The organism is Maribellus sediminis (assembly GCF_011799805.1).
Lineage (GTDB): Bacteria > Bacteroidota > Bacteroidia > Bacteroidales > Prolixibacteraceae > Draconibacterium > Draconibacterium sediminis_A.
The window spans coordinates 909,899-935,316 of sequence record NZ_WXUB01000002.1 but is presented as its reverse complement, the minus strand read 5'-3'; the positions used below and the strand labels follow the sequence as shown (position 1 = coordinate 935,316).

19 protein-coding genes are annotated in these 25,418 nt (G+C 43.6%); 8 read left to right on the top strand and 11 right to left on the bottom strand.

Annotated features, from left to right (window positions below; all coding sequences use genetic code 11):
* Nucleotides 1-19: 19 nt before the first annotated feature.
* From HFD85_RS10130 to HFD85_RS10120, 3 genes are read right to left on the bottom strand one after another with little or no spacing between them, the layout of a single operon-like run.
* Nucleotides 20-1,132, bottom strand: a complete 1,113-nt coding sequence (locus tag HFD85_RS10130; protein ID WP_167608565.1) for a serine hydrolase domain-containing protein — start codon at nucleotides 1,130-1,132, stop codon at nucleotides 20-22.
* A complete protein-coding gene (locus tag HFD85_RS10125; RefSeq protein ID WP_167608562.1) occupies nucleotides 1,129-2,205 on the bottom strand; it encodes a glycoside hydrolase family 88/105 protein in 1,077 nt (358 codons plus the stop codon). The genes HFD85_RS10130 and HFD85_RS10125 overlap by 4 nt, the downstream gene beginning before the upstream one ends.
* A 16-nt stretch (nucleotides 2,206-2,221) precedes the next feature.
* On the bottom strand, nucleotides 2,222-2,986 hold the full coding sequence (locus HFD85_RS10120; protein WP_167608559.1) for an exodeoxyribonuclease III: 765 nt from the start codon (nucleotides 2,984-2,986) through the stop codon (nucleotides 2,222-2,224).
* A gap of 221 nt (nucleotides 2,987-3,207) precedes the next feature.
* Between HFD85_RS10120 and HFD85_RS10115 the strand changes: the two genes are divergently transcribed.
* From HFD85_RS10115 to HFD85_RS10100, 4 genes are all read left to right on the top strand, one after another.
* A complete protein-coding gene (locus HFD85_RS10115) occupies nucleotides 3,208-6,690 on the top strand; it encodes a PPi-type phosphoenolpyruvate carboxykinase family protein (protein WP_167608556.1) in 3,483 nt (1,160 codons plus the stop codon).
* 150 nt (nucleotides 6,691-6,840) lie between these two features.
* A complete protein-coding gene (locus tag HFD85_RS10110) occupies nucleotides 6,841-7,452 on the top strand; it encodes a DUF4386 domain-containing protein (RefSeq protein ID WP_167608553.1) in 612 nt (203 codons plus the stop codon).
* Nucleotides 7,453-8,040: 588 nt separating this feature from the next.
* On the top strand, nucleotides 8,041-8,553 hold the full coding sequence (locus HFD85_RS10105; protein WP_167608550.1) for an RNA polymerase sigma factor: 513 nt from the start codon (nucleotides 8,041-8,043) through the stop codon (nucleotides 8,551-8,553).
* On the top strand, nucleotides 8,550-9,083 hold the full coding sequence (locus tag HFD85_RS10100; protein WP_167608547.1) for a hypothetical protein: 534 nt from the start codon (nucleotides 8,550-8,552) through the stop codon (nucleotides 9,081-9,083). Before HFD85_RS10105 ends, HFD85_RS10100 begins: the two co-directional genes overlap by 4 nt.
* A 30-nt stretch (nucleotides 9,084-9,113) precedes the next feature.
* Here the strand turns inward: HFD85_RS10100 and ggt are convergent, their stop codons facing one another.
* Nucleotides 9,114-10,802 (bottom strand): gamma-glutamyltransferase, encoded by a 1,689-nt coding sequence (ggt, locus tag HFD85_RS10095; RefSeq protein WP_167608544.1) that lies wholly within the window; start codon nucleotides 10,800-10,802, stop codon nucleotides 9,114-9,116.
* A 221-nt stretch (nucleotides 10,803-11,023) separates the two neighbouring features.
* Between ggt and HFD85_RS10090 the strand changes: the two genes are divergently transcribed.
* Nucleotides 11,024-13,867 (top strand): PD-(D/E)XK nuclease family protein, encoded by a 2,844-nt coding sequence (locus tag HFD85_RS10090; RefSeq protein WP_167608541.1) that lies wholly within the window; start codon nucleotides 11,024-11,026, stop codon nucleotides 13,865-13,867.
* Here the strand turns inward: HFD85_RS10090 and HFD85_RS10085 are convergent, their stop codons facing one another.
* Together HFD85_RS10085 and trmD are read right to left on the bottom strand one after the other, a co-directional pair.
* Nucleotides 13,868-14,506, bottom strand: coding sequence for a DUF2817 domain-containing protein (locus tag HFD85_RS10085; protein ID WP_167608538.1), 639 nt, complete (start codon nucleotides 14,504-14,506; stop codon nucleotides 13,868-13,870).
* 4 nt (nucleotides 14,507-14,510) lie between these two features.
* A complete protein-coding gene (gene trmD, locus HFD85_RS10080) occupies nucleotides 14,511-15,203 on the bottom strand; it encodes a tRNA (guanosine(37)-N1)-methyltransferase TrmD (RefSeq protein ID WP_167608535.1) in 693 nt (230 codons plus the stop codon).
* Nucleotides 15,204-15,457: 254 nt separating this feature from the next.
* On the opposite strand from trmD, the gene HFD85_RS10075 reads away from it, so the two are divergent.
* The 3 genes from HFD85_RS10075 (at nucleotide 15,458) to HFD85_RS10065 (ending at nucleotide 18,622) form a co-directional block, all read left to right on the top strand.
* Nucleotides 15,458-15,904 (top strand): Hsp20/alpha crystallin family protein, encoded by a 447-nt coding sequence (locus tag HFD85_RS10075; RefSeq protein WP_167608532.1) that lies wholly within the window; start codon nucleotides 15,458-15,460, stop codon nucleotides 15,902-15,904.
* Nucleotides 15,905-16,180: 276 nt separating this feature from the next.
* Nucleotides 16,181-16,864: an L-ribulose-5-phosphate 4-epimerase gene (araD, locus tag HFD85_RS10070; protein WP_167608529.1), complete on the top strand. Its 684-nt coding sequence runs from the start codon at nucleotides 16,181-16,183 to the stop codon at nucleotides 16,862-16,864.
* Nucleotides 16,865-16,951: 87 nt separating this feature from the next.
* Entirely contained in the window at nucleotides 16,952-18,622 is a 1,671-nt protein-coding gene (locus HFD85_RS10065) for a ribulokinase (RefSeq protein WP_167608525.1), read from the top strand.
* A gap of 53 nt (nucleotides 18,623-18,675) precedes the next feature.
* Here the strand turns inward: HFD85_RS10065 and HFD85_RS10060 are convergent, their stop codons facing one another.
* The 5 genes from HFD85_RS10060 to HFD85_RS10040 form a co-directional block, all read right to left on the bottom strand.
* Nucleotides 18,676-20,373 carry a sugar phosphorylase gene (locus HFD85_RS10060; RefSeq protein WP_167608522.1) on the bottom strand — a complete coding sequence of 566 codons (1,698 nt, stop codon included), beginning with the start codon at nucleotides 20,371-20,373 and terminating at the stop codon, nucleotides 18,676-18,678.
* Between the two features lie 14 nt (nucleotides 20,374-20,387).
* Complete coding sequence (locus HFD85_RS10055; RefSeq protein WP_167608519.1) at nucleotides 20,388-21,605, bottom strand: glycosyltransferase family protein; 1,218 nt, start codon at nucleotides 21,603-21,605, stop codon at nucleotides 20,388-20,390.
* 136 nt (nucleotides 21,606-21,741) lie between these two features.
* A complete protein-coding gene (locus tag HFD85_RS10050) occupies nucleotides 21,742-23,193 on the bottom strand; it encodes a glycosyltransferase family protein (RefSeq protein ID WP_167608516.1) in 1,452 nt (483 codons plus the stop codon).
* Nucleotides 23,190-24,107 (bottom strand): HAD family hydrolase, encoded by a 918-nt coding sequence (locus HFD85_RS10045; RefSeq protein WP_167608513.1) that lies wholly within the window; start codon nucleotides 24,105-24,107, stop codon nucleotides 23,190-23,192. Before HFD85_RS10045 ends, HFD85_RS10050 begins: the two co-directional genes overlap by 4 nt.
* Nucleotides 24,064-25,350, bottom strand: coding sequence for a glycosyltransferase family protein (locus tag HFD85_RS10040; RefSeq protein WP_167608510.1), 1,287 nt, complete (start codon nucleotides 25,348-25,350; stop codon nucleotides 24,064-24,066). Before HFD85_RS10040 ends, HFD85_RS10045 begins: the two co-directional genes overlap by 44 nt.
* Nucleotides 25,351-25,418 lie beyond the last annotated feature (68 nt).

Genomic DNA, 25,418 nt, shown 5'->3' with positions numbered 1-25,418 from the left:
CGTATATAAAGAATATTGGTTACATCACTGGCTGGCGTCCGATTACCGGATTTAGTTTCTGCCACATCTGGTTATGAAAAATGATGGGCACCTGCGCCTCGTCGGGTGCTTCTCCCATGCGCACAACAACCATGTTCATACTCGGGATCACATCCAGAAATTGCCCGTTTTTCCCGGCAGCAACGATCAGGTCTTCCGGTGCGTCGGGTGAAATCGAAGTATTCAAAGGAATGGTTATTCCCGGCATCATCGTTTTGCTTGTTCCGTTTAGCCACCACAAATAACCGTAGGCCGGATTTATATTTTGCGAAGTGGTGGTCATTTCTGAAAAATAGTTCTGATCGCTCAAAAGCTCTGTTTCGTCCCAGGTTCCCTTATTCAGGATGAGCAGGCCAAAACGCGCCATGTCGCGCGGAACACTGTAATACACGTTATTCACCCCATTGTAAATCCACGTGCCGCTCATTCCGGTGGGCACTTCCAGTATTTCATGTGTATATTCATTATCCGTCATTCCACTGGCGCTGGCAATCACATCTTTCAGTAAAGTGTAAGGTGCATTGTGGTAGTACCACTGCTGGCCGGCATCGGTTTTATATTGCAGGCATTCGGGATCAGTACAATACGTATCATTTACGGTGTAATCAAGTCCGGTGGTCATGGTCAACTGGTGACGGATGGTAATGAGCTCTTCCTTTTCTTTTGTGAGTGAAGTCCAGCCCTCGCCCAGGTAATCCGAAGTCTTGTCGGATATGCTGAGTAGCCCGTCCTGCTGGGCAACGCCGATCAAAAAAGCAGACAATGTTTTCCCTGCTGAAGCCCAGTACCAATTCGATTCGGCATTAAAATCGCCGGTGTTAAGGATGTTTTTACCCCAGTATTTTTCGGCCACTATCTTTCCGTCTTTTAAAATCAAAAAGGCACGTGTTCCGTGATCGGATAAAAAGGTGTACAAGGCTTCAAGGCTGTCGGTGTCCCAACCAAGTTCTTCGGGAGCCGTGTTTTGCCACTCTCCTGAAGTGGTGGGAGGGAAGTACAGACCGTTTTCGATTGGCGGATGATTATCGTCGCTTTTTTGGCATGCCGCCATTACTATGATCAGAAACAATAATGAGTAAGTCAATCTTTTCATGGCAACTGAATTAATACATTTGCTAACCAAAGAACAGGTGCCTGGCCGTGAAAATCGCCGCTTACAGTAGGGCGGTTAAGGTAATAATTGATGTCGGTACTTTGCCCCGTACCAACACAAACTCCATTCATTTTACCAGCCTCGTCGATGTATCCCGTTAAAGCATTCCATGCTTTTATGCAGGCTGTCCGGTAAGTTGCGTCTGTTAAAATGCCGGTTTTGATACCGACCGCCATGGCATAGGCAAACATCCCGGTGCAGGAAGTTTCTTTCCAGGCGCTTTCAACATCAAGAAGCTGACGCCACATTCCGTCTTCAGTCTGCAAGCTGAGGAGAGCCGCCATCATTTTTTTGTAGCCGGCTTCAATTCTGGCGTAATGCTGATGATCAGGAGGAAGTTCGGAAAGGACCTCTGCCAATCCCGCTGCCACCCAACCGTTTCCACGCCCCCAAAAAAAAGAAGCTTCAGGCCCGTGATGGAATAATCCGTTGGATTCCTGCAGACTGTCGAGGTAGGCTACCGTTTCAAGTGCAGCACGATCGAGGTATTTGCTTTTTCCTGTTACCCTGTAGGCTTGAATCTGTAAGCTACCGATCATGTACACATCATCAATCCAAAAGCGTGTTTGCCGGGTCAGTCCGTTTGGTAGCGAATCCTTCCATTGACTATCGGCCAGTTCGATACCCTGGCGGTAAAAAGCAGAATCACCGGTTAAAACGAACAGTTCAAGAGGAAGTATGCCGTAAACATTTGCATCAACATGATTGGCTGTATTGGGTAAGCTGTCGGTTTTAAGGCGCGAATACCGCTCTGCGAGAGCCTTAACGAGCACAGTGTCCCCGGTTGATCCGGCAATCCGTGCGGCTCCAAATGCCGCACAAACTTCGGCATAATGCATGGCAACAACGTCTCCGGTGTTGTACATCATATAGTCGGGCCGTGCTAAAAGATCTGCAATAACTTTTTTCGAAACCTCTTCGAACGACCTTTCGTCTGTTTCGCTCTTCTCTTTTGTGACTGAACTGCACGAAAACAACACCAGTAGCAAAACAAACAGTGTGGCGGTTTTCATTATTGTAAGTATTTGATTAAGCAATTTCGATTCCTACCGGACAGTGGTCGGAGCCCATAACCTGGTCTAAAATAAAGGCACTTTTTACCGATGGCAGGAAGTGCTCGCTCACCAGGAAATAATCGATTCTCCAGCCTACATTCTTGCCTCGGGCCCCGGCACGGTAACTCCACCACGAGTATTTGTCGCTTACATCGGGATTAAAATGCCTGAAGGTATCAACCAATCCGCCGGAAGTAAAACGGTCCATGCCGTCAATTTCCTCCTGCATGTAGCCTGCCGATTTGTTGTAGTTGGCTTTTGGTCGCGCCAGATCGATGGCTTTGTGCGCCACATTAAAATCGCCGCAAACCACCACCGGTTTTGTTTTCTCCAGTGTTTTCAGGTAATTATAAAACTGCAGGTCCCAGTCCTGGCGATAGTCAAGGCGTTTCAGGTCGTTGCCCGAGTTGGGCACATATACGTCAACCATGTAAAATTTATCGTATTCGGCGCACAAAATGCGTCCTTCATTATCGTGCTCAACTATGCCCATGTCGCGGGAAACAGACAGTGGCTCGGTCTTCGAAAGAATGGCAGTTCCGGAGTATCCCTTTTTCTCTGCCGAGTTGCTATAAATGTGGTAACCGTTCAATTCTGCCAGCGTTTCGGCTACCTGGTCATCTTGTGCTTTGGTTTCCTGCAGGCACATTACATCGGGATTCATTACTGTCAGATCTTCAAAAAAATTCTTCTTAGCCACGGCACGAAGTCCGTTCACATTCCACGATATCAGTTTCATACTTGTTTTTATTGCAATATAACGATTCCTGTCTATTCCGGTTCATTCGGAATGATTTTCCAAAAACATCTCCATTTTCCGTTTCATCTTATGTGATGTATCTATCAAAGAATACTTAGCAGAACATTAAATTCCGTTAAATCTGAGGCTTCGAACCGTTGCTATTTATGTAGATTCATTCCGAATTGCGTAATTTTAGACACTGAAACAAAATAGTAAAAATGGAGAAGATTTCAACTACAGACAAAGTCAAAAAGCTGAGTAGACGCGATCGTCGCGATATGATCCAATACATCAATTTACAGCTGGCTTCACTGGGCCAGCCGATGTATATCGATTCATCCGACTCGGTAAAGAAATATGCCAATGCCAAGTTTCTTGCCCTAACTGATGGCCTTATCAACAGTTTCCGGGAAAAGTCACGCCTGCTAAGTGGACACCTTTCGCCGGTGGATACTCGAATTCAGAATTTTATCGATGATTATCTAAAAGAGGTAGCGTATGATAAAGAATACCGTTTACCCGATTCAACCCTGGTTCTTAACCAAAAAGGAATGGCTCGCGAGTTGAGTCTTCCGCCTGACGGAAAAGAATTTAAAAGCGAGTTGCTGAGCTCTTACCGTTTGAAACAGGGTATTTTAAATAATCCGGCCCAGGACCGAAGAACTACAAAAGGTACTTTCCACATTGTGCGTGGTGGTTTACCTGTTCCGGCCGATAAGAAAGAAGTACCAAAAATTACGTTTGCTCATCTGCTTCATGCAGCGCTCAATCCCGACGATGAGCTAAAAAGATTGCCCTTTACTTCAAGTCAGGAAAAAGAGGCCAAAGTAATGGTGTCCTTGCTGTTACGTCCGGTGGTTTGCCCTGAAGTGAAAGGTGTTACCAGCGAAAAAAGCATGGAGATTCGTTTCTTTGCTCCGGGTAGCCTGGTAAGTAACCTCGATTTTGTTGAAACCATTTTTGGCAATGCCGGCGACCATAACCTGGCCATTAACGATGCAGCACTGGATGTTGAACACTGGACCGGACACACCGGTTGTATCATCCTGGCGCCTCAAATGACCAAGCTGAAAAAGAAAGATGTTGGTCTGCCGCATTACGACGATGCCACACCCCGTCAGAAACGCGACGGCATGTGCTGGAAAGATGAAAATGAATTGTACAACGACGGTTCAGCTTTCAAACTTACCTGCCGCGACGACCGTGGGGTGGTGGTTACCCTGATAGGCGACAACTATTACGGCTATTCGAAAAAAGAAATTAAAACCCAGATCAGTTATTCGGCTAACCTCTATGGTTTGGTTGAAGAAGAACATGCCGGTGGTGCCATTGCTTTCCCGCGCGGAAACATGAGCGACAGCGTGTTCGGAAGCATTTTTACCAAGAAATTCGACAAACCTTATTCCTTTGATGAGGTGAAGAAACTGCTGGCCGATAAAATTGAGCTTCAGGACGGTAATTATGCCATCGATAAAAACTATCCGGATATAATTTACATACCTGAAAATGCGGACATTGAAGTAGATAAAAGTGCCATTACCTGGACCTACAAAGGCAAGGAATTCAACCTGAAACTTTCGCCCGATAAAGTGTATGTTCACCCAACCGGACATAAATTCCAGCTGGTGAAACACCCAACGCAATCGATGTGGCGCATTATCGATACTGCACCCGAAGGTATGTTCTGCCACAAGCCAAGTACGGTTTCGGGAGGTGGAAAATCCGAGATCTCAAAATCGATGCAGAACGCCATTAAACACGGTTCATTCTACGTTGAAAACCTGGAAGAAGCCGAAAACATGGTGGACGAGATCATCAACTACGATTATTCGGGTCGTTGGAAAAAAGTACGGCCGGGTTCTGTTTCACGTTCATTCTTAAGTAAGGAACGTACGCTTGGTTCGGCAGTAAAATTGCTTACTCCGTCGGAACAGTATAACGACGACTATAACAATTTCCTGAAAGCCATTCCGCAGCATGTTCGCACGCTGGCACTTTTTGTAAAACGCCACTATCGCGGACAGGAAGAACTGGGAACAAAATGGCGCGAATTCTTTAATGTTGAAATCGTAAACGGAAGACCGGGCAATGTGTTGCGTTACAAACACAATCCAATTGCCGCAAGTTATGTTCGTATCGGCTTTAACGAAGAAGGAAGATGGTACCTGCACAAACTGCGTTCTGACTTTGTTCCGAGCATGAAAATTCAGACTGAAGATGATATCTCGGCAACAGTTACGGTACCTGCAGCTCAGTTAAATAATCTGAATCCGGAATACGACAACAAAAGTGTGAAGCTGGTGGCCAACTGCGAAAGCTACCTGTTCCAGCGTCCTGATGAAGCGGTGATCCGTGGTTACGATAAAGAGGCCGAAATGGAAATTGTTGAAAACAACACCTTCCTGACCAACTACGAACCACTGACCCGGGAAAATGCCATCGATCTGCTTGAAAATGCCATCAGTTTCGAGAAATATACCGAGCCGGTTAAGGAGTTTATTAAAACAGTTGCCGAGAGCGATGAGGATGTATATTTTGTTACACCCTCGCATCCGCGTATCGTAAACGGCGAGCCAACCAAAAACCCGCGTTACCTGCAACGTAATATTTTTAAGAACGAAACCATCGATTCGTACCTTGGAGATATCGGTGTGCGTTTGTTCCGTAAGATCAAACCGGCCGATCCGGTTCACTGGCCTGTAAATGCCGTTCTTCCGGGACGCAGAAACAATCCTGCCGATAAAAAGGCCGGTATTCGTCCGTTGGCGGTTTACAATCCGATTCACTACCAGGAGCTGCCTGAGTTATTTATGGATTTTATAGCCAGTATCACCGGAAAATCGCCATCAACAACAGGTGCCGGATTGGAAGGTGCACTTACAAAAGGTCCTTTCAACATGCTGGTACCAACAACCGATTTGAATAACGCACTACTGTCATACATTCTTACCGAATACAACGGTTTTAGTTCGGCAGCCGGTTACATTGGAGGCGAAAACCGCTTCGATCACGATATCAGTATTCTGATTCCGGAAATCTGGGCACGTTTGGTTCCTGAAGATCGCGATCCGAAGAAGCTGATCGAAAACAAATGTCTGGAGAAACTGGAAGACTTCGAATACAAAGGCAAAAAAGTACTGGCCAGCCGTTTGGGCTACCGTATCACCGAAAACTTTGCTTTCCGTTGTATGAACCGTTTGTTTGACGAGCCGCTGGCCGTATTTAACGAACGCATGCTGAAACCTGAGCTTCAGGGAATGGATGATTATGTAGACGGTATCAACAACATCACCGAGGCAATGCAGCGTGCCGCGCAACCTTATTTCGAAGATGGCAGCGTTGAATCTGCTATTCCTCCGTTAAAAGTGTTGTTGCATGTTATGGCTTACGGCCATTACGAAGGCAAGGATATCAACGATCCAAAACTGCGTAAGCTGTTCGACCGCAGCGAGGTTATCAAGAGTGACTGGTACAAAGCCCGCTTAGCCCTGAAACAGGAAAAAGACGTTGCTTTCTACAAAAACCAGATTGCTTACCTGAAGAAGTTTATGGCCGAACAGGAAAACGCCGTACTGGTTGAAGAAATGGACATTGCCGGCAGACTGGCAAAAGCCAAAGCAACTTTAAAACACGTTGAATCGAAACAATACCTGGATGAGTTGGTTGGTACCATTGGTGCCGATCCATTGTACCGGAAATAGAGCGTTCAGCATGTAAAAAATATAAAGGTTCCATCGCTTGCAAAAGTGGTGGAACCTTTTCTTTTTGCTTCGATACCTAAACAAAATAACGTATCACGGGTTTAGTTTTAAGTTATAACTCATTTAACTTAATTCGAAAACCTTTCAGATATGAATTCAAGGAAACTCTCGATCATTACAGGTGTTAGTTACCTGATTATTTTCTTTGCTGCCATTTTCGCCAATTTTATGATGCTTGAGTCGCTGAAGCAAAACCCGTTGGAAACTGTTCTTCAGCAAAACATGATGGTACGTTTGGGAATCATGGCTTTCTTAATTACTGCCTTGTTTGATGTGGTAGTCGCCTGGGGACTTTTCAAATTGTATCGCGATCATTATTTGACGCAGTTAAGCACCTGGCTGCGAATCATGCATGCCGCCATCATGGGTATTGCCGTATTTGCACTGGTACTTACGCTTAACGAGGATTCGGGCGAAACCATAGCGTACTATGTTGATGTGTTCAATATTATCTGGTTGATCGGCTTATTCTTTTTTGGAGGCCACCTGATTTTACTGGCCAATATTCTGCCGAAGCCAAAATGGATTGCGCTGTTTCTGGCGCTGGCCGGAATTATGTACATGGCCGACACAACTGCACATTTTGTGTTGCCCAATTACGATGCCCTGGCCGGAATATTCCTGGCACTGGTTGCTATTCCAAGTATTTTTGGAGAAATGGCATTTACCGTTTGGTTGTTGGTTAAGGGAGGTAGGGAATAAGTTTATTTGAAAGAAGATTGAAGGAGATTGATGCAGATTGAAAATAGCCTCAATCACCCAATCACTCAATCACCCAATCACTCAATCACCCAGTCACTCAATTACTCGCTCATCCTTTAGATTGATCAGACACTTGTGTTAAGTACGAAACATTTGCCTTGTCCTTATTTTAAATTCTTATGGATTGAAAAAGATTGAATCTAAGATTGAAGGAGATTGATTATTGCCTCAATTACTCAGTCACACATTTGCCAGTCTTATAGATTAATCACGATTTAGGTTTTGGTTAGGAAACTTTTGCCGTTCAACTTTTGCCTTTTGCCTTTCCCTCCTTGCAGATTGGTTTAAGATTGAAAAAGATTGATGTTAAGATTGAAGGAGATTAGTGTAGAATCACTATTTCCTCAGTAACTCAATCACCCACTTACCAATTCACTACTTTATCGCGTTATTCTCAATTTTTTCATTTTGTTAACTTCCTGTTTCAGAGTCAATATAAAGTCAGGCTTGAATTTCTTTTTTAATATTTTCAGGAAAAAATGTAACTATCCGTTTTCAGCTTTACTAAATAGGAAAAAACACTGAAAAGTGACGAAAGAAGAAACATTCAATTCGATTGTATCAGAGAACAGCGAACGCATCCGCAACATATGCAGGTACTACAATTCCAATGTTGAAGATCAGAAAGACATGTACCAGGAAGTGCTGGTGAATATCTGGAAGAGCCTCGACAATTTCAGGGGCGATTCGCAAGTGAGTACCTGGGTGTACCGTGTGGCCGTGAATACCTCGCTGACATTTACCGGCAAAGCTTTCAGGCACATGAAGCTGATGGTAAACGGCGATACCGAGAACCTGAATTCGATAATCGACGACGAAAACCTGCACCGGAAAATGGCCGAAGAAAAAATGCTGGAACGCATGCAGGTGGAACTAAACCAGTTGTCGGTGATCGATAAGGCATTGATTTCGCTGATGCTCGAAGGCCTGTCGATGAAGGACATTTCGGAGGTGATCGGGATTACCGAGCCGAATGTGAAAGTGAAAATACACCGTATTAAGTCGCAATTAAAAGAAAAGCTGAAAGGAGAACAAGCATGACTACACAGGAATTTAATACCAATTTGGAAAAACTTACCGGCAAATTGGAGAAAGAAGACTCGAATTATGCAAGGATTATAAGAGCCGTACAGATCTTCTACTGGATTTTCATACCTGTTTTTGCCGGTATAACCATACTCGAATACCGCGAAACACACAGCTTAAATACGATTGTAAGTGGCTTATTCCTGATGCTGGCTTTTCTTGTTATAGCACTTACCTTCAGAAAGTATTACAAGGAATACAAATACGTTGATTATTCGCTGCCGACGCTTGAAATGCTGAAAAAAGCTGCTTACCGTTATCAGCCTTTTCAGAAGCGGGGTTTGTGGGTGTTACTGGGCCTCGCATTCATGGATGTTGGCCTCACCATCGACTGGCTGGATCAGAATACCTCGGTAGTACACACCCAGATATTTTTTGGAGCATCACTTTTGGTTGGCTTTGTTATCGGATTGGTTTTGTGGTATATAAGATACAAACCAATTCGCGATAATGCACTTCGCTTAATAAAGGAGATTGAAGAGTAAGTAATTTTACTCTGCCTTAGCCTTCTCCTATTAATACCCCGCAGCCTGTCCGTCCTTACGCGACTCGGATGCTCCGTAATAAACCTTGTTTTTGCTGTCCCACATAATAGCCTGGTAGCCGCCGTAGGGACCAAGTGCGTAGCCAATTCGGTGTCCTTTATTCATCAGTTCACGAATGGTTTGGTACTCGAAACCGCTCTCCAGCGAAACACGGCCGCCGTCGTTCATATGTTCTCCGGTGGGTTGGCTCGATCCATCGTGACTGATGCGCGGTGCATCGCCGGCTTCCTGCAGGTTCATTCCAAAATCGATGAGGTTACAGATAACCTGCACGTGTCCCTGCGGCTGCATGGCTCCACCCATTAAACCAAAGCTGATATAAGGTTCGCCGTCTTTGGTAATAAAGGCCGGAATAATCGTATGAAACGGGCGTTTGTGTGGTTCGTAAACGTTCATGTGGCCTTCTTCGAGTGCAAACAATTCGCCGCGGTCCTGAAGAATGAAACCCAGTTTTCCGGGTGTCATTCCCGAGCCCATTCCACGGTAATTACTCTGAATAAGTGAAACCATATTGCCGTCTTTATCAGCGGTGGTAAGGTAAATGGTATTTCCCTGTTCCAACTCTCCGGCCGGGTAGGAGCGCGCCGCACGGTTTTCGCTGATCAAAGCTGCCCGTTCTTTTCCGTATGCTTTTGAAATCAGTTCTGCGATCGGCAGTTTATTGAAATCAGGATCGGAATAATATTTGGCGCGGTCTTCATACGCCAGTTTTTTTGCCTCGATAAACAGGTGCATGTATTCGGGAGAGCCAAAACGCATGCCGCCAATGTCGTAGTTTTCGAGGATATTCAGGATTTGCAGAACTGCTGTTCCCTGACCGTTTGGCGGAAGTTCCCAAACATCGTAACCACGGTAGTTGGTCGAAATCGGTTCCACCCAGTCTGAATGATGATCTTCAAAATCTTTCATGCTCAGAAATCCACCCTGCTCACGCACGTATGCAACAATTTTTTCAGCGATCTCGCCTTTGTAAAAAACATCGCGTCCCTGTTCTGCAACCAGGCGAAGTGTATTGGCCAGGTATGGATTCTTGAATACTTCACCCTTTTCGGGTGCTTTACCGTTCGGCATAAATATTTCTTCAAATCCAGGATATTGTTTCAGGAAGTTGGCGCTTCGTCCCCAGTAGTATGCAATGAGTTCAGTGAGTGGAAATCCGTTTTCAGCATACGAAATGGCCGGATTTAATACGTCGGTCATGGGCAGTTTCCCAAATTTATTGTGCAGTTCGAACCAGCCATCAACACAACCCGGAACAGAAACGGGAAGCGGTCCGTACGATGGGATTTTTTCGTACCCGTTTTCCTTAAAGTAGTCGAGAGTAAGTTCGTACGGCGAACGTCCGCTGGCATTCAAACCATATAATTTCTTCGTTTTTGCGTCCCAAACAATGGCAAACAAGTCGCCGCCCATTCCGTTTCCGGTGGGTTCTACCAATCCCAGAACCGCATTTGCAGCAATGGCTGCATCAATTGCATTTCCACCGGCTTTTAATATGTCGAGAGCAGCTTGTGTGGCAAGAGGCTGGCTGGTACACGCCATGCCGTTCTGGGCGATCACCTCGCTGCGGGTGGCAAAATTAAGTCCGGTGATTCGGTCTTGTGCGAAAACGGAGAAAATTAAAAAGATGAAGGCAGATGACAGCAAATATTTTTTCATAGTTCTAGAGTATGGAGTACTGAGTATTAAGTACTGAGATTTAATGGAAACTAATATAGTAAAAAATGATTCTGATTTAACGAAATGTTCTTCCATATCAAATTATGGCTCTGTTATTACAATTAGAAAGACTTGTAAATTCTGTGTCTATTTTCTTAATTATTTACTTGTATTTTTCGACCAAACTCTGAACTTTGATCTCTGAACTTTGAAGATCAATAATGGAAAGATTCCTCGCCCAGTGTGCCAGATACATTTATAAAAAGCATTCGAACCAGTTAAAAGACATTTGCCTTGTATTTCCGAACCGGCGCTCGGGTGTCTTTTTTACGGCTTATTTGCAAAAGGAACTGAGAATGCCGGCGATCGGGCCAAAGACCACCACCGTAAACGAGTTGATAGCTTCTTATTCTTCGTGGAATACAGCTGAAAAGCTGGAACTGATTTCTCTGCTTTACGATGTTTTTAGTAAGCATACAAAAACCACCGAAACCTTTGATGAATTTTACTTTTGGGGCGAGATCCTGCTGGCCGATTTTAACGATATCGACCGATATCTGGTTGATGCGAAAGATCTGTTCCGGAATATTTCGGACCTAAAAGAAATAGAATCGATATTTGATTACCTTACCGAGGACCAGAAAAAAGCGTTGGAACGATTTTGGGGTAGCATGGCCGTGGCCGATAAAAGCGGTTTTCGCGAAAAATACATTGCTATCTGGGATAAACTGTATCCTGTTTATGCCGATTTTAAAAAGCTGCTTCGCGGGCAAAATCTGGCATTTCCGGGAATGATAGACCGGGAAGTTGCAGAACAGGTGAAAGCCGGAACTGTGGAATTTCCGTTCAGCAAATATTACATTATTGGGCTGAATGCCTTAAATACCTGTGAGATTCGGATTTTCGATCACCTGAAAAATGAAGGGAAAGCTGAGTTTTTGTGGGACTTCGATAAAACCTATGTGGACGATGAGCAGAATGAAGCCGGATATTTTTTACGTAAAAACCTGAAGGTATTTTCTCCGCCTGAAGATTTTGAGCTGAATACCGATGTTTTCAATCACCGGAAAGACATCAACCTGGTAGCTGTTTCTTCGGTGTATGGACAGAGTCAGCAAATTCCAAATTTTCTGAAGGCTACCGAAAAAGATTACCGCCAGGAATTTGATAATACGGCGGTTGTTCTTGCCGATGAATCGCTGCTGTTTCCGTCATTGGGAGCCATTCCTGAGGAAACAGGAACCATCAACATTACCATGGGTTACCCGGTGCGAAACTCGGTTGTTTATGGTTTTGTAATGCTCCTGATCAACCTGTTGAAAAACAAACGAAAAAGCGGAGACGGCTATATGGCGTTTCATCGTTATGTTACAGATATTTTGAATCACCAGTTGTTGGGCGGCATAGAAAAAGAAGTAACCACGGCTTTTGTAAGCGATCTGAAGAAAAACAATAAAATTAATGTGGAGCTCGCCGGGATCGATTTCTCGACGCTTCATCAACGCATTTTCACAATACCGGACAAGACCGAAGATTATAGTGATTATTTCCTGGATGTGCTTGGTCTTTTGTATCATCAGCAAAAAACGAGTGGCGATGCCATTCTGCTGGAATTGATCTATTCGGTGTATCAGGCCATTGAAAAACTGGGGGCTGTGGTAAAAAAGACCTTGCAGACTCAAAACCGTCAGATCAGCGAAACCGTTTATTTCAGGTTGTTTTCCCAGTATCTTGGTCAGGTTTCCGTGGCTTTTGAAGGTGAACCCCTGAGTGGAATGCAGGTGATGGGTATTCTTGAAACGCGTTGTCTGGATTTTGATAACCTGATTATTCTCGGCTTGAACGAAAACAAGTGGCCGCGAAAATTCACAGCTCCGTCGTTTATTCCGCATAACATTCGCCTTGGTTTTGGCTTGCCGGGTATTGATGAGCAGGACGCGATGTACGGCTATTATTTTTACCGTCTAATCCAACGCGCTAAAAATGTAACAGCAACTTACAGTGTGGTTAAAGAAGGAATTGGAACAGGGGAATTAAGCCGCTACGGTTATCAGCTGCGTTACGATTCGGTGCACAAACCAAAAATGCAAAACCTCGACTTTGTTTTTGCCAACGATCCCGTGGAAAGTATTTCGATTCCGGGTTCAGAAATAATTCAGAAGCAATTACTGGATAAAAATTCTGAAGACCACCCGCTTTCGCCAAGTGCCATAAATACTTACCTGAACTGTTCACTGAAATTTTATTTTCACTATATCGCTGAATTGCCGGAACCGGAGGAGGTAAAAGAGGAAATCGACGGAGTGGTGTTTGGAAATATCTTTCATGATACAATGGAAGAGCTTTACAAGGGTTTTGTTGGGAAAGTGGTAGACAAAATCCATTTGGAGCAGCTCGCGAAGAACAAAATACGGATCGAGAATGAAATTACGATACAGATTGCCAGGCATTACTTAAAACAAAAAGAGCCGATAAAAGGTCCGGTAAAGTTGGAAGGTAAAACGCTCCTGATTTTCGAAAATATAAAAACCTACCTCTCGCAGTTACTGAAAATTGATATGGAATATGCTCCTTTTAAGGTCGTCAGTCTGGAGCAAAAATACAAGCGTAAAATCAGTATTGACGGGAAGGAATTGTGGGTAGGTGGTAAGATTGACCGCCTGGATGAAAAGGAAGGTGCTACCCGGGTGCTCGATTACAAGACCGGTTATGTAAGTTCGCTATCGTTTAACGATGTTGCTCAATTATTCGAGCGTGACGAAAAAGCTCCCAAAAAAGAAATTCTTCAGGCTTTGATTTATTGCTGGGGACTCGCCGCTGAAAACCCGGGCGTGGAGATTCAGCCGGCAATTTATGCACTTCGTAAATTCTTCGAATCGAAGTTCGAGTGGGAAGTTAAAATGAATCGGGCCAAAATGGTTTTCGGTAAAGTTGATGCCGATTTTGAGCAGGAGTTGAGTCAGCTCGTTTCTGAAATCTATTCAGCTGAAAACACTTTTACACAAACCGAACATACCGATAAATGCAAATACTGTGCGTACAACGGCATTTGCCGCAGGTATTAATTAGCGCAGATCTTTAAAGTTGCCCAGCCAGTCGAATATCTTTGCCGTTTTCGGATAAATACTTTCGTTACTTTCTGCGTCATCATACTCCAGCGTGATGGTGGGAATATTGCGCTCAATTCCGCAATACGTGCCAAAAGAACCCGGAGTTGGGTAACCCAGATCAGCAATAACCGGGTAGTCGCAAAATTCTGAGATCTTTTCTGCTAAATGTTTTGCAGGCCCGTCGTAGTTAACGCATTTCAGCGGTGCATGCAACGTCAGAATGATATCCGGTTTCAGTTCTTCAAGTAATTGCATCATTTGCCGGGTTTCCGGTTCCGATGCGGCTTCCTCTCCCGAAAAGTTTTCGTCCCGCTCGGTTTTTATCCAGTTTCGGGTTGGGTAATTCCGGTTCAGGTCAACACCATTTTTATTGACACGCAGGCCTCGTTCCATTCCCCAGGGATTCAAACAAGGGATGAAGAAAAGGTGGTTTTGTTGGGTGAAATTACTTTCGGCTAAATATTTATTGATAACAAATTCACCCTGTGGTTCTTCGCCGTGAAAAACACCAATGATTAAAATTTTCAGGGCATCAACTGCTGATCCCCGCTTTTCAATGGGTTGAATGGATGGTAAAACAGAAGTAAGAGTCATCGGCTTATTCTTCTCCTAAATATTTTTTGTACAAATCGGGACGTAATTTTTTGGTGCGTTCAATTGCCTGATCGTGTTTCCAGTCGTCAACCAGTTTATCGTTTCCGCTAAGCAAAACTTCAGGCACTTTCAATCCCTTGTATTCGGCCGGCCGGGTATAAACCGGTGGGCTCAGCAGGTAATCCTGGAACGAATCGCTTAATGCCGAGGTTTCGTCGGAAAGCACTCCCGGCAGCAGGCGAACTACGCTGTCGGTGATAATGGCTGCCGCCAGTTCACCGCCGGTAAGCACATAATCGCCAACCGAAATTTCTTTGGTAATATAGGTGTCGCGGATGCGCTGGTCGATGCCTTTGTAATGGCCACAAAGGATCATAATGTTTTTATAAAGCGACAGGTAATTGGCTTCGCGCTGATCGAGAAGTTTGCCATCGGGCGTGGTAAAAATGATTTCGTCATATTCACGCTGGGCTTTTAAGGTCTCAATAGCTTTTTCAATCGGTTGAATGGCCATCACCATTCCGGCGCCTTTCCCAAACGAATAATCATCAACCCTTCGGTGTTTGTCTTCCGAGTAATCCCTGAGATTATGAATATGTATTTCCGCCAGTCCTTTTTCCTGTGCACGTTTTATAATGGAATGCTGAAACGGGCTTTCCAGGATTTCGGGTAAAACTGTTATGATGTCAATACGCATTGCTCTTCTGATTTTGCGCAAAGGTAAAAATAAATTCAGCACTTCTTTTGGTGAATGATATATCCAAAAAATTCAATAAAATGCCATATGTGCAGTCTGTTTTAGTTTGATTCGGTCAGAATGGCATTGTTTTCTGGTGCGAACTGGAAAATTTTGTCCGAAAAACGGTAGTGGAACAAGAGTTGTTTATTAGAGGGTGTATTTGAGAAACAAAAACAATTAGAATAACAATTAAAGAAAAAGGAGATTAAGTCATGAGTTTAGTAAGATTTCAACATCCACGTTACAATGTAAACAGAGTTTTAGTTGATGAATTATTCAATAACTTCTTCAACAACGATTACCACGAAGGTTATGTAAAAAACTGCGAGAGGAAACCTGCAACAAACATTTTTGAAACTGAAAAGGAATTCAAAATTGAACTTCTACTTCCGGGTTTTTTGAAGGAAGATGTTCAGTTAATTCAAAACGAAAACCTGTTGACCATTAAAGTGGATAAGGAACAGGAAGAATCAAAAGAGGAATACAAGTACGAACACCGCGAATTTGGTGCTTATAACTTCGAAAAGCAATTCCGTTTGCCAAAAACTGTTGATGCTGAAGCTATTTCGGCAAAATTCGAAAACGGAATTCTGAAAGTTTTACTTCCGAAAAAGGAAGAAGCGCAAGCAAAAGCTCCGGTAGAAATTAAGATTTCATAATTGGTTTTAGTTAGATAAGTAGTTAAGATAAAGCCCGTTCATTAATTCGAACGGGTTTTTTTGTGTCTTGTGTCATCAATATTTGAAATTGCGTTCAGGATGTAGTATTTTTATTTTGTACTTTCATTTTAAGGGTTAATTTTACGCTTAAAATAGTTTGTTTGTTGATGATTGAACAATAAACAGTATTTCAGACAGTTAGAGATTTTATGGAAATTGAATAAATATTTCAATTTTTCAGTTGTTTCTGATCTGAATAACTTAAAAAGAACAAAAATGCTCGAGAAATTAAAAGAAGAGGTATTTCAGGCCAATCTCGATTTGGTGAAACATGGTCTGGTAATTTTCACCTGGGGAAACGTTAGCGGTATTGACCGCGAAAAAGGTTTGGTGGTGATTAAGCCAAGTGGTGTGTCATACGACGATATGAAACCAAAAGATATGGTGGTACTCAACTTGTACGGACAGGTGGTTGAAGGAAAGCTCAAGCCTTCGAGCGACAGCGCAACTCACCTGGTTTTGTATCGCCAGTTCGAAAATATAGGTGGCGTTGTTCACACGCACTCTGAATGGGCAACGAGTTGGGCACAGGCCGGTAAAGGAATACCGGCGGTTGGTACTACGCATGCCGACTATTTTTATGGCGAAATTCCATGTACCCGTAAAATGACCAAAGAGGAAATTGAAAAGGAGTACGAACTGGAAACCGGAAAAGTGATCGTTGAGCGTTTTAAAGAACTTGATCCTGACACAATTCCCGGAGTGCTGGTAAATAACCACGGTCCGTTTTCGTGGGGAAAAGATCCCCACAATGCCGTTCATAACGCCGTGGTAATGGAAGAAGTGGCTAAAATGACCTTCAGAACTTTTCAACTGAATCCGGATACAACCATGGATCAGGTTCTGTTGGATAAACACTTCCTGCGTAAACATGGGAAAAATGCTTACTATGGACAATAAATAGTTCAGAGTTCAGAACTTACTGCTTGAGACTTGAAGCCCAGTAGCTAAAAATATAAATCAATAAAAAATCAAAATAAACTTAAGATGGCAAAATACACGATTGGTTTAGACTATGGATCGGATTCGGTCAGGTCGTTAATTGTAAATGTTGAAACTGGAGAAGAAGTTGCCAGTGTTGTTTTTAATTATCCGCGATGGCAAAAACAAATGTATTGTGATGCTCCAAACAATCAGTTCCGTCAGCATCCGAAGGATTATTTGGAAGGATTGGAATATACAATTGTTGAAGCATTAAAGCAGGCGCCCGAAGGCGTTGCGGAAAATGTGGTTGGAATTTCTGTGGATACTACAGGTTCAACTCCGGTTGCTGTTGATGAAAAAGGAACACCACTTTCATTGACGGCCGGTTTTGAAGAGAATCCTAACGCGATGTTTGTGCTTTGGAAAGATCATACAGCAGTAAAAGAAGCAGAAGAAATCAACCAGCTTGCTAAAAAATGGGAGATTGATTTTACAAAATACGAAGGCGGAATTTATTCTTCGGAATGGTTTTGGGCTAAGCTGTTACATGTGATCCGCGAAGATGCTGCAGTTTATCGTGCAGCCTACTCGTGGGTAGAACACTGCGACTGGATTCCGGCAGTAATTACGGGAGATACCAATCCAAAAACCTTAAAAAGAAGCCGTTGTGCAGCTGGGCACAAAGCGATGTGGCACGAAGCATTTGATGGTTTGCCATCAGAAGAATTTCTGACTGCGCTTGATCCAATGCTGGCCGGTTTGCGCGATCGTCTTTTTAAAGAAACCTTCACCTGCGATGTTGCTGCAGGAACACTCTCCGAAGAATGGGCTCAGAAACTGGGTCTTTCAACCGATGTAGTTGTTGGTGTTGGGGCTTTCGATGCTCACCTGGGTGCAGTTGGCGCCGAAATTGAGCCTTATTACCTGTCGAAAGTAATGGGAACTTCAACCTGCGATATGTTAATCGCACCGGCTGATGAAGTCGGCGAAAATGTGGTGGCCGGAATCTGTGGTCAGGTTGATGGTTCAATTGTCCCGGGAATGGTTGGTCTGGAAGCCGGACAATCGGCATTTGGCGATATTTATGCCTGGTTTAAACGTGTACTCGAATGGCCAATGAAAAATATTCTGGCTGAAAGTACGCTGATTGACGAGGCTACAAAGCAAAAGCTGATGGATGAGACTTCTGATAAAATAATCGCGAAACTCAGCGAAGAAGCAGCAAAAATACCAATCGGTGAAAGTGGGGTAGTCGCACTCGACTGGATGAATGGCCGTCGTACACCGGATGCCAACCAGGCTTTAAAAGGAGCGATTGCCGGATTGAACCTTGGTTCTGATGCGCCTCGTATTTTCCGTGCTTTGGTTGAGGCTACAGCATTTGGTTCACGTGCCATTAACGATCGATTTATTTCTGAAGGCGTCCGTATTGATGGGGTGATCGCCTTAGGCGGTGTTGCCAAAAAATCGCCACTGGTAATGCAAATTGTTGCCGATGTGCTGGATATGCCGATTAAAGTGGCACGTTCGGAACAGGCTTGTGCCCTGGGTTCGGCCATGGCAGCAGCGGTTGCAGCGGGTGTTTATGCCAGCACTTCAGAAGCTCAGAAAAATATGGGAGGTGGTATTGAAACAGAATACCATCCGATTCCTGAAAACGTAGAGAAGTACAAAGTACTCTACGAGAAATACCAGAAGTTTGGAAAATTTGTAGAATTCGATTTTACAGCATAATTGGAAAGGGGTGCAATCAGCGCCCCTTTTTTTTACTGGAGTTTCGGAGGTTTTTAACCTTTAAAAACCGCAGGTCCCGTTAACCACAAACATTGATAGGGAGCCAGTTCTTTAGCTTGAATTTTGGATCCTGTTATTAAATCAAAGGAATATTCATCCGGCCATTCAGCGCTTTTAATTTCAGCTGAAAGATTGGCGATGCACAAAATCGATTGATCCTTAGATTTACGTATCAATCCAAAGAAATCACTTCCCAAATCCAGAATTTCCTGCTTTGCGTTCGGATGAAACGCAGCCTGCTTTTTACGAATGGCAATTAATCTTTTTAATTCGTTGAATACTGTTTTTTGTGGTGTCTCTGAATTCAGAATCTCTTCAAGCTCATGCAATTGCCATTTTCTGCGGTTGATGGTGCGGTTGTGGCCGGTTTCTGCAACTCCCTCCAGGTAATTTGGAGTGGCGGTCAAACTGTGAATGTAAAAAGCCGGAACACCTGCAAAACTCATCATTACGATTTGCGAAGCCAGGAACCGTTTGACCTGGAGTTCGTCTTCTCCTTTATATGTCCCTTTTAATGCGTCAAAATAAGTAATATTCAGTTCGTACGGACTCGTGCTGCCATCCGGGTTGGATTTGTAATTCACCTTTCCGCCGAACTTTTGCATGTTTTCAACTAGGGCAAGTTTTTCACCGTCAGGGAGCAAGCCTTCAAGTGGGCGCACCCCAATCCCGTCGTGCGAGGCAGTAAAATTGAAAAAAGTTTTGTCGCCTTCAAGTTGAGGGAGGCTTTTTGCCCATGTGGTTAAATAACTTGAGTTCCCGGTGTGTAAGGCATGTAAAAGCAGTGGAGGGAGACTAAATTGGTAAACCATATGAGCTTCGTCATCATTGCCGAAATAGTTCAGATTTTCCTTATTCGGAACATTGGTTTCAGTAAGAATAACCACCGAAGGATTGATGTATTCAGCCACATCGCGCATCAGTTTTACCACTTCATGCGTTTCGGGCAAATGCAAACATGTTGAGCCAACTATTTTCCAGAGAAAGGCGATGGCATCGAGCCGAATAATGCGTGCACCTTTCGAAATATACCCCAGCAATATGTCCATCATTTCAACCAGCAATGCCGGATTCGCGAAATTTAAATCAACCTGGTCGGCACTAAAAGTGGTCCATACATGTTTAATTCCGCCGGCAGTTTTGTATGGTGTTAGTAGTGGAGTGCTTCTCGGGCGTGTAACCTGTGATAGGTCTTTTCCCGGATCTTCACAAATGAAATAATCCTTTCCGGTACCTTCCTGTTTTAGAAAATTCTGAAACCACCGGCTTTTACTCGATGCATGGTTGATCACCAGGTCGGCCATCAAATCGAAGTCGTTGTTTAAAACAGTAACATCATCCCAACTTCCCAGTTCTGGATTAACTTCACGGAAATCGATGACCGAAAAACCATCATCGCTGCTGAAGGGAAAAAAGGGCAGAATATGCACTACTGTCAGCTGTTCTTTTAGTTGCTTATTCAGGAAATGGTGCAAGGTTTTCAAAGGTTGTTCAGCGGTGGTTTTAATGCTGTCGCCATAGGTAATCAAAACCACATCTTTTTCGTCCCATTTGGTTGAACTCCCGTCTATTTGTTCGTATTTTTCAATTACTGAAAGCAGGTCATCAGTAATTTTTCCCTTGTAATTTTCTTTATAGATAAAGCGCAGCCGGCTCTCAATTGTTGTTCTGAAAGAAGTGGGATTAGCCATATTTTTTGCAGGTGTTAAATGATGTTGTTATCGTCTTCTACAATCTGGTTCAGCTCTTCCAAAATATCAGGGAAAGCACTCTGAACACGTTTCCAGCTTGGCATTAGCGGCACGTTGTCAGGATTTACCAGAAAATCAATTCCCGACTGGTAAACGTTCTTTACAAACAGATCGATCACTTCTTCCTCTTTGTGAAAATCGTAGCTCAATCCATTCATTGAGGCATCGGCTTTGTACAATTCAACAAATTCGAGAGCGATCCGCCAGTAGGTCGCTTTTAATGTTCTGAAAAACTCGGGGCTCAAAGTCACGCCATCCGAAGCCAGTTTGGCAAAGATGGCACGCGAAATATCACGGCTCATTTTCGACAGGCCACGTTCGGCATCTTCCACCGAAAGCGACTGGTGTTTATGGTCGTAACGGTCGGCAATTTCAACCTGGCAAACCCGGTTAAGGGCATTGTTGCGTTCAACCTCTGATAGGATACCGATCTCGAGTCCCCAGTCGTATGGAATACGAATGGTTTTAATAATATCGGCACGCATCGAAAACTCACCGGCCAGCGGATACCTGAAACTATCGAGGTATTCGAGGTAAGTGTGGTGGCCCAGTAATTTTTTTAGTGTTCGCAGTAAAGGCGTAACCAAAAGGCGAACTGCCCGGCCGTGCATTTTATCGTCGTCGGTTCTGAAATAATACCCCTTGCAATACTTGAAATTAAATGTTGGATCGGCAACGGGGTAAACCAGGCGGGCCAGCAATTCCCGGTTGTAGGTAATAATATCGGCGTCGTGCAAAGCAATGGCTTCCGATTTTCCCGAAGAAATCATGTACCCAAAACAGAACCACACATTTCGTCCTTTTCCCGGAACCGATGTGTCGATTTTTTTTGAAGCCAGTTTCTTCTTAAGCTCGGTCATTCGCGGACCATCGTTCCAAAGTATGCGGTGGTGCTGTGGCAAAACCGAAAAATATTCCAGGGCATTTTTGTACTGATAATCATCGGCCTGGTCGAGTCCGATAACAATTTCAGAGACATAAGGAATATCCTTTAAAACATTTACAATGTCTTTAAGTGCGGGTCGCGAAAGTTCGGAATACAAGGATGGGATGATCAGTCCGATTGGTCGCCGCTTGCTGAATTTTTCCAATTTCTGTTCTAACTCTTCATAAGGCCTGGCGCGCAGGTTATGTAAGGTGGCAACAAATCCGTTCTGATAAAAATCACCCATAATTAGTTACTTTTTTTGCTTAAATTTTTGTCTGAAATTCGATAGTACCCTAATATAATCAATCCTTTTGGTAATCTGGATAAAATCCAAATTAAGGGCGATATTATTTCGAAATGTTAATAAAGGCTGATTTTTCTTACAAATCTCGCATGTACATGCTTTTTATAATTGGTTCAAGCTTGTCGGCAATAATTTTATGATCGAGTTTTTCTTTCAGTACTTTCAGGTTGTGCTTTACAACGTTGTTTCGGTAAGGAATATCGGTAAGCAAACGGTAAGCAGAATCAACCAGCTCATCGGTTACACCACCTCCGTCGATAGCTGGTAGATCGAAGCCGTACTGTTCAATCTCGGCCTTGTACACTTCGTATTTGTTGATCACCGCCGGAAGTGCAAACGACATCATTTCCAAAAGGTTGTTTCCAAAACCTTCCACATTGCTGAAGTAGGTCCCGATTCCGCCGTAAGCTGCTATTATGGAAGGGATTTCAGCAAAATTGTAGAATTTCTTGTCCACGATAATATCGCGATGCGACAGAATATTGTGCTCGCCAAAAATAAGTACCACATTGCTGTCGGGATTTGCCTTGCAAAGTTCAGAGTAATGAACATAAAGGTTGTTTAGGTACTGGTTCTGCTCGTCGCCTGAGTGGCCACTCACAATTACTGCCACACACTTATTCTTATTGTTCTTTTTGAATTTCTTCTCGAGTTCAAAAGCCAGATCGATGGCCAGTTCAATCTTTTTCCGCGGAACAACACGGGTATGTTGCAACAGAATTACCGTATCATCCATTGTAAATCCCCGGCTCTCAACCTGCTGAACAAGACCAATGTCTTTCATGAAATCATTGTTGTAATTATCCTGTGGCGGACAAATAATCGTTTCCGATTCAGGATCAAGGTGCTCCCATTCCCATGGAATTTCAGTGGTGTTTGGAACAACCGTTGTACGAAGCTTAAAAAACTTCTCCATTATGGCGCTGTTGTCCTGTTGAAATACCTTTTTACCCAGTTCAATTTGCTGCTTGTTTATAAAGGCAATACCGTTTACATAGGTGCTTCCGGGCAGGTATTTTAAATACTTTTTGATGACCGGGTTTGGATTTGAAAAAATATCGCGCTCGAAATACGAATCGTGCCACCAAACCATCAATTTCGGCCAAATGATATCTTCGTTTCTTAACTCTTCAATGTAATAACCCAATCCAACAGCTGTGATGAAATTGTAGGGATGCGAGGTATTGTGAGCGATGATCAGGTCGATATCATTTTCGTCAACCCACTCCTGGATCACCTGTTTGGCGTACAGGGCATTTTCATGAATCAGTTCATCCAAGCCTTCGGTATCAGGATTGTTGAAGTTGAGAAGTATATGTTTGTGTGCTTCGCTTTTGTGCCAGAATACATCGTTGGTTTGGGCGTTGAAACGAGGCGACGAGTGAGCTGCCAGGAAGAAAAAATTCCCCAGGTTAATATCGAGGTGCTTTACCATGGCTTCAACCGTTTGGTCGATTACGATGGAAACACCGTCGTTCTTGCCAATTAATGAGTGGATTATACCTATTCGGAGTTCGTTGAGCTTCATTTTAAAATATCTTTTAGTTGTGAAAGGTCATTAATAATAAAATCGGGGAAAATGCGTCGTACACGGTCGTCGTCTTCGCGCAAACGAAGCGACCGTTCATCGCCCGCAAATAACACGGTCCGCAGGCCTGATTTTTTTGCGGTGACAACGTCTTTTAGCATGTCGTTCCCCACAAAAATGGCTTCGTAGGGCTTGATTCCGTATTTACTTTTTAGTGTTGGAAGAAACTTTTCGAAAAGTGCCGTGTCGGGTTTTGCCCTGAGTTCATTAAATGAAAAAACCGAAAGGTCCTTTTCAAACAGATCGATTTCCTGTTTTGTCGAAAATTCACCGTTCAGGAAATAATTCATAATAACCGGGGTATAAAACTGAGCGTTGGAAACAATGCCCATTGGCAAACCTTTGTCTTTTATCCAAAGCAGAATTTCCTTCATTCCGGGCATGGGATAAACGCGGTTACTCAGCAGTTCGAAAACAATAATGGTATCTGTCCACGATTCTTCGCCGGTCAACTTCAGCAATCCCTTTTCTTCTGCTGCACGAAACATGTCGGTCCACACTTTAAAAATATCTACGTCGGGGTAGGGATGTCCCTGTTTTTTTAGGGCTTCATGCTGCTCCTTTATTTTCACTTGCAGTTGCTCGAGTAAAAACGAACAGGTGACGGGTTCACATTTGTCGAGATCGAAACCACCTGCCTGCATGGCCGTCCGGATATTTTCCGAAGACAGCGAAGCCTGGTCGATATCGCCTGAAGCGGAAATGAGGAGTGTGCCGTAAATGTCGAAAATGACAGCTTTTATAGGATCGGGAGAATCAGTTTTTAAGTTGGGACAGAAAGTGGTTGGCTGTGGCGCCAGTTTTTCCAGCTTATCCAACCAGCTTTTTATATCGGTTCTGAAGTTTACTTCCATAGCCTTGCAAAGAGTAGTTGCTTTTTATGATTTCTTTATTTTGTTCGATTACCTGATCAGCAACCTTATTAAACAAAGTGGTGAGGATCGGATTTTGTTCAAACATCTTCTGTTTTTCTATTCGGCCCGATTTCAGGTCACAAATGATCTCCATTTGCATTTTCATGTTCAGATCTTTAAAATCGATCTTTATTTCCGGGATATTTATTTTGTAAAAAAGCGTTGGAAAAGTAAACCCGTCATCTTTGAAATCCTTGGTAATATAATCGATGTCGCGGCCAACCACCGGTGTATTTAGCAACCATGGTTCGAGGTAAACCATGCCAAATCCTTCGCGGTAACTTGTGGTAATGCAAAAGTCGGAGGCACAAAGCAATTGTTCGAAATCCACTTTATTGCCGGCTTCAAACACCACATCAATTTCATGGTCTTCGCAGAATTTTACCCACTGCCGGTACATTTCGCGTTCAACCGGATTTTGAGGCGGCTGTGTTACCACAAAGTTGGTGATATGGTCGAATAGCACCGATAAAAGGATGAATTCTCCAATGTTTTTTCGCTGGATCACACGCACAGGATACGTGATCAGCAGCTTCTCGTCACTGATTTTAAGTTCTTCGCAGATCGTCTTTTTCGAAGCTTCCTTGTCAGGATTCTCAATCGTACATGAAAAAGTAACCGGATTGGGCAGCCACTCAATTCGATCGGCTTCCACACCATAGGAAAGCAGCCTTTCGAGGTCGAACGAATTCAGCACACCAAACTGGTAATTTGGCAGATTGGGATAAAGCACCTCGCTGAGGTTGTGTGAAAAAATATCGCTGATAATTTCTTCGAGAAAAGTTTGATTCGACGGGCGGTCTTCAGCAAAATCGTGTGCATGATTAAACACCCGAACACCTTCTTTAGCCAGCAGGTAAACCGCAAATGTTACGATCGGATTTTTGCCCAAATTAAGGTTATGGAAATGAATTACAGTATCCTTTGTAATCTGTTGCCGCAATTTTTCAAGCACGGTGTCCAGCATTTCTTTGGCTTCATCATCGCTGTATGTTTTATGCTCCAGGTAATTCAGCTCCCCCATAATTACCAGTTCTGCTCCGCGCGAGGTAATGGTTTCAGGATTGGGGCAGGTTCCAACCAACACTTTTACGGGTATGTTTTTCAGGCTGTCGATCTGCGATTCGATGATCCGCGTTACTCCGCCGGGATTCAGATGACTGTGGGCAATTAGTATCTGCATATTCTTAGTTTGGTTTAAAATTAGCAAATCATTGCTAAAACAATTCGAACATTCTATTTTTAGAGAAA

What these genes read in the sequence shown, in the direction of transcription:
- HFD85_RS10060 (WP_167608522.1), bottom strand. Translation starts at nt 20,373, where the DNA reads ATGGCTAATCCCACTTCTTTCAGAACAACAATTGAGAGCCGGCTGCGC.
- trmD (WP_167608535.1), bottom strand. Translation starts at nt 15,203, where the DNA reads ATGCGTATTGACATCATAACAGTTTTACCCGAAATCCTGGAAAGCCCG.
- araD (WP_167608529.1), top strand. Translation starts at nt 16,181, where the DNA reads ATGCTCGAGAAATTAAAAGAAGAGGTATTTCAGGCCAATCTCGATTTG.
- HFD85_RS10075 (WP_167608532.1), top strand. Translation starts at nt 15,458, where the DNA reads ATGAGTTTAGTAAGATTTCAACATCCACGTTACAATGTAAACAGAGTT.
- HFD85_RS10120 (WP_167608559.1), bottom strand. Translation starts at nt 2,986, where the DNA reads ATGAAACTGATATCGTGGAATGTGAACGGACTTCGTGCCGTGGCTAAG.
- HFD85_RS10115 (WP_167608556.1), top strand. Translation starts at nt 3,208, where the DNA reads ATGGAGAAGATTTCAACTACAGACAAAGTCAAAAAGCTGAGTAGACGC.
- HFD85_RS10090 (WP_167608541.1), top strand. Translation starts at nt 11,024, where the DNA reads ATGGAAAGATTCCTCGCCCAGTGTGCCAGATACATTTATAAAAAGCAT.
- HFD85_RS10100 (WP_167608547.1), top strand. Translation starts at nt 8,550, where the DNA reads ATGACTACACAGGAATTTAATACCAATTTGGAAAAACTTACCGGCAAA.
- HFD85_RS10045 (WP_167608513.1), bottom strand. Translation starts at nt 24,107, where the DNA reads ATGGAAGTAAACTTCAGAACCGATATAAAAAGCTGGTTGGATAAGCTG.
- HFD85_RS10085 (WP_167608538.1), bottom strand. Translation starts at nt 14,506, where the DNA reads ATGACTCTTACTTCTGTTTTACCATCCATTCAACCCATTGAAAAGCGG.
- HFD85_RS10055 (WP_167608519.1), bottom strand. Translation starts at nt 21,605, where the DNA reads ATGGGTGATTTTTATCAGAACGGATTTGTTGCCACCTTACATAACCTG.
- HFD85_RS10125 (WP_167608562.1), bottom strand. Translation starts at nt 2,205, where the DNA reads ATGAAAACCGCCACACTGTTTGTTTTGCTACTGGTGTTGTTTTCGTGC.
- HFD85_RS10065 (WP_167608525.1), top strand. Translation starts at nt 16,952, where the DNA reads ATGGCAAAATACACGATTGGTTTAGACTATGGATCGGATTCGGTCAGG.
- HFD85_RS10130 (WP_167608565.1), bottom strand. Translation starts at nt 1,132, where the DNA reads ATGAAAAGATTGACTTACTCATTATTGTTTCTGATCATAGTAATGGCG.
- HFD85_RS10050 (WP_167608516.1), bottom strand. Translation starts at nt 23,193, where the DNA reads ATGAAGCTCAACGAACTCCGAATAGGTATAATCCACTCATTAATTGGC.
- HFD85_RS10110 (WP_167608553.1), top strand. Translation starts at nt 6,841, where the DNA reads ATGAATTCAAGGAAACTCTCGATCATTACAGGTGTTAGTTACCTGATT.
- ggt (WP_167608544.1), bottom strand. Translation starts at nt 10,802, where the DNA reads ATGAAAAAATATTTGCTGTCATCTGCCTTCATCTTTTTAATTTTCTCC.
- HFD85_RS10040 (WP_167608510.1), bottom strand. Translation starts at nt 25,350, where the DNA reads ATGCAGATACTAATTGCCCACAGTCATCTGAATCCCGGCGGAGTAACG.